This is a genomic window from Salinihabitans flavidus (assembly GCF_900110425.1).
Taxonomy (GTDB): Bacteria; Pseudomonadota; Alphaproteobacteria; order Rhodobacterales; family Rhodobacteraceae; genus Salinihabitans; species Salinihabitans flavidus.
In genome coordinates, this window is sequence record NZ_FODS01000010.1 from 113613 (window position 1) to 121722 (window position 8110).

Genomic DNA, 8110 nt, shown 5'->3' on the forward strand with positions numbered 1-8110 from the left:
TTCAGGTCTGGGAAGTCTCGGTGCTGTGCGCCGAGCGCAATACATAGTCGTGCCCCGGATGAAGGAGCGTCACAGCCGTCACACCGATGCCATGCAGCGATGTCAGGCGCCTTACCTGCAAAAGCGGCGTCGCGACGGGCACATCCATCACCGGGGCGGTGATCCGGGTCGCGGAGACTGCGGAAATCTCGTGATCCACGTTGGAATACGGAACAGTGTTGATCAGCCAATCATTCGGCCCGAAGTCCTCGAATGATTGTTCAGAGGCACCGGGCGCACTGTCAGGGTTGATCCAGCGATTCTCATACTGGAACACCTGCCGCCCCGCCCAATGTCGGCAACGCAGGTTCAAAAGACGTGTGTCCTCGTCCACACCAAGCCCTTCGGCCACCGCCTTGGACGGCTTCGCCAGTCGCCTTTGCAGCAACTCATAGCGGTAAATGTGACCCTGCGCCTCTATCTCCTCGCGTATCGAGGGGATGCGGATCATCACTCCTCCTCCACGCGGTAGAACACGGGTACCGGCCCGTGGGCGGCGTTCTACAAAACCCAGATCGGCAAGTTCACGCAACGCCCGATGCGCGGTCAGCCGCGAACAACCAAATTCTTCGGCGAGCGTCTCTTCGCCCGGAAGCTGATCGCCCACTCGGTAGTGGCCGGTCTCGATCCGGTGCCGCAATCCGTCGCGGACAATCTGATACAGGGGTGGTTTGCGTGTCACAGGCGTCCATTTGTATTTACAAATAACTCCATCATTCTTATAGGCGCGAATATCGGGTGGCTCAAGTGGGCAGTTGCACTCTCCAACCTCATGCGACAGACATGCCGCCAAGTCCCTTGCACAAAACTCTTTTCCACGCGCGTGGCCTGTGGCACTTCTACACCTTGATCACGTCCTGAAAGGATACCGACCCATGGCGTTCGATGCCAAGCTTCTTCCAGAGATTCGGAGCCGTTTCGCGCATGTGGAGACCTGTCCCTTCGCGGGCGATCGCATATTTTTCGAGAATGCGGGCGGCGCGCTGACCTTGAAATCGGTGGTCGATACCACTGCGACCTTCGCCGCCATCCCCGACAATCAGGGACGCGACAACCCCGCTTCGCAAGAGCTTATGCGGGTGATCGACGCCGCCCGCGCGGATGCACGGGTACTTCTCAACGCGCCGTCCGGCCAGATCGTTCTGGGCGAAAGCGGAACAGAGATGCTGTTTCGCATGATCCGAACCGCCTGCATGGGCGCGGCCCTCGGTGGCCGCGTGTTGGGCAGCACGCTCGAACACCCCGCCTCGCGCAGCGCCGCGGCCCACTGGGCAGAACTGTCCGGACGCGACCATATACTCGTGCCTCATGACAACACCACGGGCACTGTCACTGCGGACGACTACGCCCCGCACATCACAGCCGATACCCGCATCGCCACGATCCTGCACACATCGCCTGTCACTGGCATGGGTGTGGACGTGGCTGCGATCGCGGCCACCATTCGTGAAAATGCGCCGGATTGCCTGATCATCGTCGACGGAATTCAACACGCAGCGCACGGGCAGATCGACATCGCATCCTATGGCGTCGATGGATATGCGATCTCTCCCTACAAGATGTTTTCGCGTCATGGCTATGGCATGGCATGGATTTCCGATCGCCTTGCCGCTTTGCCACATGAGAATCTTCACGGGGGTCCGACGTCGGCCTGGGAGCTTGGCACCCGCGACACCGGCGCCTATGCGACGCTGTCGGATGTCGTCGCCTATCTGGACTGGCTGGGCGCTCAAGTCTCGGACGCGCCCGACCGGCGCGACCGGATCGAAGCCGCTGGCAATGCCATCCATGCCCATGAAAAGATGCTGACCGATGCGATGCTCTATGGCACGGACAACCTCAGGGGACTTGCAGACATGGAACGGCTGCATGTCATAGGAGGTATCGACAACCCCGCGCGCGAAGGTCTCGTCGCTTGCTGGGTTGAGGGGCTGCCTTCGGCCGATCTAGTCGCCACGCTGCGCGACAACGGCATCCGCGTGCATATCCGCAAAAACGACCACTACTCCGGCAATGTCCTCGCCCCCCTGGGGCAACAGGATTGCATCCGCGTTTCACTCTGCCACTACAACAGCAAGGCAGAGGTCGCGCAGTTTCTGTCGGTCATGGCCTCCGTCACAGGCTGATCGCACCGATCAGACCTCTGCAGCCTCCCCCACATTGTCCACGCCCCGCTCTTCAAGCAGCCTGGTAAGCCAGTTCGGATCCATCTCCGGCACGGAGCTCAGCAAAAGATCAGTATAGGGGTGGTGCGGCGGCTTGAACATCTCTTCCTTTGGCCCTTGTTCGACCACTTGTCCGTTCTGCATCACGACCACCTCATCGGCGATCGCCCGAACCGTGGCCAAATCGTGGGTGATGAACATATAGGCCAGCCCGAGATCTCTCTGTAGCCGATCCAGCAATTTCAGAATGCCTTCTGCCACAAGTTGATCAAGCGCGCTCGTCACCTCATCGCAGATGATGAAGCTGGGTTCTGCCGCAAGCGCGCGCGCAATCCCGATCCGCTGTTTCTGCCCACCCGAAAGCTCCGGCGGATAGCGGTTATAGTACTGCGACGGCTCCATCTCGATCAAATCAAGAAGCTCATCCACCCGCTGCTTAAGCCTCGTGCCTTTCAGCCCGGAATAGAACTGCGCCGGTCGTCCGATAATCTCTGATATCCTGACCTGTGGGTTCAATGCCGTATCCGCCATCTGATAGATCATCTGCATCTGGCGCAGTTGATCCTTGCTTCGGTCTCGATAGCGGGGCGGCAACACCTCTCCCTTGAACAGAATTTCGCCCTTTCTCGGCGGCAGAAGCCCGGTCATCACCCGCGCTGCCGTGGATTTCCCCGACCCCGACTCTCCCACAACCGCGACAGTCATACCCGCGTGGATATCAAACGAGACATCGTCGAGAACCTTCAAGCCGCCACCGTAGGCCGCATCCACACCCCGCACCGAGATCAGAGGCTCCGAGTCCTTCGGCCGCGCCTTCTGGGGCTTCTTGAAGCTCCGCACTGCCCAGAGGCTTTTGGTGTAATCTTCCTTGGGGTGATCGAGCATCTCTTCGGTGGAGGCCTCTTCGACTTCCTCACCGTTCAGAAGAACCTTGATCGTATCGGCCATCTGCGCCACCACAGCCAGATCATGGGTGATATAGATCGCCGCGGTGTTGAACTCATCGACGATGTCGCGGATTGCCGCCAGAACCTCGATCTGCGTGGTCACATCAAGAGCGGTCGTCGGCTCATCGAAGATGATCAGATCGGGCCGGCAGGCCATCGCCATAGCCGTCATCGCGCGTTGTAATTGTCCGCCCGACACCTGATGCGGATAGCGGAAACCGATCTCTTCGGGGTTGGGCAGGCGCAGCTTTTCATAGAGCTCTATCGCGTCTTTCCGCGCCTCGGACCGCTTCTTGATGCGGTACTGCACCGGCGCTTCGACATGCTGGTCGATGATCTTGTGCGCCGGATTGAAACTCGCCGCTGCCGATTGTGCCACATAAGCAATCCGTGCCCCACGAAGCGCGCGCTTGTCCTCGCGGCTTGCAGTGGTCAGATCGATGCCATCGAATACGATCGACCCACTCGAGATGCGGGTGCCGTCGCGGGCAAATCCCATCGCCGCGGCGCCAATCGTGGATTTGCCCGCCCCGGATTCCCCGATCAGGCCCAGTACTTCACCGCGATGAAGTGTCAGGTTCACGCCCTTGATGATCGGTAGCCACTCCTCGCCGGTATACCCCTCGATGTGTAGATCCCGAATGCTGAGAAGAACGTTCTTCTGGTTTTGCTCGGTCATCACAGTTTCTCCTTCAGGCCCGAGGACCGGAAAAGCATCCAGTCGACGACAAAGTTTACCGCCACGGTCAAGAGCGCGATGGCCGCCGCCGGTATCAGGGGGGTGATCACACCGAACGAGATCAGCGTCGCATTCTCCCGCACCATTGACCCCCAATCCGCTGTGGGGGGCTGGATTCCCAGCCCGAGAAAGCTCAGACCGGCAATCAGCAGGAAGACGAAACAGAACTCCAGTCCGAACTCCGCCACCAGCGGCGCGGTCGAATTCGGCAGAATCTCGCGGCGGATAAGATACCAGTCCCCCTCCCCGCGCAGTTTTGCCGCCTCGATATAGTCCATGACTACCACGTTGCCCGCGACCGCCCGCGTCAAACGGAAGACGCGCGGACTGTAGATCACCGCCACGACAATCACGATCACCGTCAGGTTGGTGCCAAAGATCGACAGGATCAAAAGCGCGAAGATCAGCGCCGGAATCGACATGATGATGTCGGCAAACCGCCCCATGAGTTGATCGAAAATCCCGCCCTTGGTCGCGGCCAGAAGCCCCGTCGCCGCCCCCGCGATAAAGGCCAGCGTTGTCGCCAGCAGCGCAAGTCCCACGGTATTGCGGGCGCCGAAGATCAGGCGGCTGAACATGTCCCGGCCAAGCTGATCCCCGCCAAGCAGAAGTGTGTCATCCGGCGGGGCAAAGGCCGATCCGACAACTTCCGCCTCGCCAAAGGGCGCAATCCACGGAGCAAAGATCCCGGCAATCATGTAGATGAGGATCACGAACATGCCAAACGACGCGGTAAGCGGCGCCGTGGCAACCTGCTTTGCCAGTCTCTTGGGCAAGAGCAGGATCAGAAACTCGCGAAAGGAATAGGCCGTCATGGCACAGAACGCCAGAGCCCCCGCCGCGACCGCAATACCCCACAAAACAACGGCCCCGCCGATAATCCCCAGCAGAAACGATACCAGCGTCAGCGCAAACAACACGATCAGCGCACTCTGCTGCTTGTAGTAGGCGGCCACGCACGCCCCACCGATCAGAAGGGCAAAATACCCGATGACGAAATAGCTCATGGATCTGCCCTCACTTCGGATGCCGCAAGCGCGGATTTGTCAGGATAGACCCCACATCCGCCGCAAGGTTGAGAAGAATGAAGGTCGCTGCGAAGATCAGGCAGCAAGCCTGCACGATCGGGAAATCCCGCTTGGCTACCGCATCGACCAGAAGCTGTCCGATACCGGGATAAACGAATACCACTTCTACCAGCACCACGCCGGTGACCAGATAGGCGAGGTTGAGTGCCACGACATTGATGATCGGTGCCCAGGCGTTCGGCAGCGCATGGTGCACGATCCGCTTCCACGGCGGCACCCCCTTCAGCCGCGCCATTTCGATATAGGGAGAGGCCAGAAGGTTGATGATCGCAGCCCGCGTCATTCGCATCATGTGCGCTGTGACGACCAGAACCAGCGTCAGCGCGGGAAGGAAGGTGCGATACAGCAAATCGTCCAGATTCATGCCTCCTGACAGACTCGCGTTCGACGGAAAAACCTGCCAGCGCACCGAAAGAAAGAGGATCAGGATATACCCGAGAAAGAACTCGGGCGAGGAAATCGAGGTGAGTGTAAGCACATTGGCGACCCGATCAAAAACCGTGTTGCGCAGCAATGCCACGATGACGCCAAGCACGATCGCCAGCGGGACCGCGATGATGGCCGCATAGCTTGCCAGGAAAAGCGTATTCGCAAAACGCTGGGATATGGCGGAACTCACCCTCTCTCCGGTGACAAGAGATTGCCCGAAATCCCCCGTAACGGCACCGCCCAGCCACTCGAAATACCGGATTGGTGCCGGCCGGTCGAGACCAAGCTGCTCACGCATGGCAGCCACAGTCTCATCGGTCGCACCTTGCCCGAGAACCGCTTCGGCCAGATCACCGGGCAAGAGTTCGACAGCAAAGAAAATCAGGATCGACACGATCAGCAACGTGATCAGCCCCAACCCGAGGCGCATCGCTATCAGACGCAGTAACGTCCCCATCTTGGTCTCCTCGTCGTTGGCCACCGGGCAGAAGGCCGCCTGGCGATCAGTCGGATGTTATCACTATTGGCCGGATCGGAACGGCAGGTCACAACTGGTCCGAGTTCCGGCTGTCGCCGAACCTCGGGGCGTTCAGTCATGTCAGGGGTGCCCCGGAGGCTTGGGAAAACAAAGGGCCGAACCTTTCGGTCCGGCCCAAGTCTGTTAAGCAAACGACCAGCGTTCCATCCAGCGCTCACCGTCCATGTCCCAATGGGACGAGAACGTATCACCTGTCACAAGGTCTTCGTTCGTGGCAAAGACGTAGTTGGCAAACATCGGAATCACGGCGCCGCCGTCCTGATTCACAATGAGCTGCATCTCGTAATACATCTCGCGACGCTTGGCCTCGTCAAGCTCGGCGCGCGCTTTTACAAGAAGCTCATCGAAACGCTCGTTCTCCCAGAACGTATCGTTCCAGGCCGCACCGGATCTGTAGGCCGTGGTGAACATCGCATCCTCCACCGCGCGGCCACCCCAGTAGACGGCAGAGAAGGGATGCTTCATCCATACGTCGGACCAGTAGCCATCGTTGGGCTTGCGCGCCACCTTCATGTCGATCCCGGCCTCCTTGGCCGCGTTCTGATAGAGAACAGCCGCATCCACCGCGCCGGGGAAGGCCGCATCGGCCGCCGCGACCTCGACCGAAAGTCCGTCCATGCCGGCCTTCTTGAGGTAATGCCGCGCCTTGTCGGGATCATAGGTGGTTTGCGGCATCTCGTCGTTGTAGAACCGCTGACCGCGCCCGATCGGGTGGTCGTTGCCGACAGAGCCATAGCCGAACAGGATCTTCTCGACCAGTTCCTCGCGGTTGATCGCATGCTTAAGCGCGAGGCGCACATTCACATCGGTGAAAGGGTCCTTGTTGCAGGACATGGCAAACGTGTAATGCTGGTTCCCCGCGACCGACCGGATACTGAGGTTCTGATTGCGCTCCATCAGGCCAACGGTCTTGAGGTCCAGCTTGTCGATCGCGTGCACATCGCCCGAAATAAGCGCTGTGGTTCGCGCGTTCAGGTCCACGATGGCCAGCATCTCGACTTCGTCGAACCAGCCACGATTCTGGTTCCAGTCATCGGTGTTGCGCGCGAAACTGGTCGATACGCCAGGTTGGAAATTCACCAGTTTGTATGGGCCGCAGCCGTCGCCGGAGCGCCAATCAACTTCACCATCCTTCACCGGCAGAATCGCAAGGTGATAGTCGGTGAAGGTGAATGGAAAGTCAGCGCTGCCCGCATCAAGGGTAAAGACCACCGTGTCGCCATCAGCGGAAATATCGATAATCGACGACAAAAGCGGCTTCGCCGCAGAGGTGGAGTCTTCACCGCGATGGAAATTGATCGAGGCAACCACATCTTCTGCCGTCAGCGTCTTGCCGGAATGGAACGTCACGCCCGACCGCAGCTTGAACCGCCAGGTTTTCGCGTCAGGGCTCGCTTCCCAGCTCTCGGCCAGTTCCGGTTCGATGGACCCATCCCGGCCAACGCCGGTCAAAAAGCCGTGGATACCGTAGGACAGCGCCAGCATATACCCGTTTTCATAGGTGCCGGGGTTGAGCGTATCGGTCGTCTGCCCGTGCCCCTTGGCCACGCGCAGAGTGCCGCCACGCTTCTGCTGAGCCTGCGCCCGGCCACCCCAGACGCTCGCGCCAAGTGCGGCAGCGGCACCAGTGGCCGCCGTGGTGCTCATGAACCGGCGACGCGTTAGTCCGCCCGTATGTGGTTTGATCAGCTTCGCCATCTTCTATTGCTCCCTGTGTCATTTCAGCATCTGACTAGAGACGTACAGTCAAACGTCAGAAGATTCACCCTTGTTTTCGCACAACTTCGCGATTCGGAGTGAAAAACCGCCCCTGCCCTAGGTGTTTAGTCCCGGCATCTGGTGGATCGGATTTAGGATGAAACGATCCGGCTCTGAGGTCCAGACCTTGCAGATGTATTCGTAGGGCGTGAGGCCGCCGAGAGTTTTGAGCCGCCGGGCGAAATTGTAGGCTGCCATGAAGTCTGTGAGGTGCGTGCGTAGCTGATTGTGGCTGTCGTAGTGGAAGCGCTTGACCGTCGCGTCCTTGATCGTGCGGTTCATCCTCTCGACCTGGCCGTTGGTCCATGGATGGTTGGGTTTGGTCAGCCGGTGCTCGATGCCGTTCGCCTCACAGATCATGTCGAAGCGCATCGGCCGGGAGATGATCGTGTTCCGGTTCCTCGGCT

The 8110-nt window shown here is 59.5% G+C and carries 7 protein-coding genes; 1 reads left to right on the forward strand and 6 read right to left on the reverse strand.

Annotated elements, in window-relative coordinates:
- Position 1: 1 nt before the first annotated feature.
- Positions 2 to 721, reverse strand: coding sequence for a histidine utilization transcriptional repressor HutC (locus BMW66_RS10160; RefSeq protein ID WP_175483210.1), 720 nt, complete (start codon positions 719 to 721; stop codon positions 2 to 4).
- Between the two features lie 193 nt (positions 722 to 914).
- Between BMW66_RS10160 and BMW66_RS10165 the strand changes: the two genes are divergently transcribed.
- On the forward strand, positions 915 to 2165 hold the full coding sequence (locus tag BMW66_RS10165) for an aminotransferase class V-fold PLP-dependent enzyme (RefSeq protein WP_093118075.1): 1251 nt from the start codon (positions 915 to 917) through the stop codon (positions 2163 to 2165).
- Positions 2166 to 2174: 9 nt separating this feature from the next.
- On the opposite strand, the gene BMW66_RS10170 is transcribed toward BMW66_RS10165, so the two are convergent.
- From BMW66_RS10170 to BMW66_RS10190, 5 genes are all read right to left on the reverse strand, one after another.
- Positions 2175 to 3830, reverse strand: a complete 1656-nt coding sequence (locus BMW66_RS10170) for an ABC transporter ATP-binding protein (protein WP_093118077.1) — start codon at positions 3828 to 3830, stop codon at positions 2175 to 2177.
- Positions 3830 to 4897, reverse strand: coding sequence for an ABC transporter permease (locus BMW66_RS10175; RefSeq protein ID WP_093118079.1), 1068 nt, complete (start codon positions 4895 to 4897; stop codon positions 3830 to 3832). The genes BMW66_RS10170 and BMW66_RS10175 overlap by 1 nt, the downstream gene beginning before the upstream one ends.
- A gap of 10 nt (positions 4898 to 4907) precedes the next feature.
- Positions 4908 to 5864, reverse strand: coding sequence for an ABC transporter permease (locus tag BMW66_RS10180; RefSeq protein ID WP_093118101.1), 957 nt, complete (start codon positions 5862 to 5864; stop codon positions 4908 to 4910).
- Positions 5865 to 6068: 204 nt separating this feature from the next.
- The gene (locus BMW66_RS10185) at positions 6069 to 7643 is read right to left on the reverse strand and encodes an ABC transporter substrate-binding protein (protein WP_175483211.1); all 1575 of its coding nucleotides are present in this window, start codon (positions 7641 to 7643) and stop codon (positions 6069 to 6071) included.
- Positions 7644 to 7760: 117 nt separating this feature from the next.
- Positions 7761 to 8110, reverse strand: a 350-nt coding sequence (locus BMW66_RS10190; RefSeq protein WP_139196116.1) for an integrase core domain-containing protein, incomplete at its 5' end; no start/stop codon positions are given.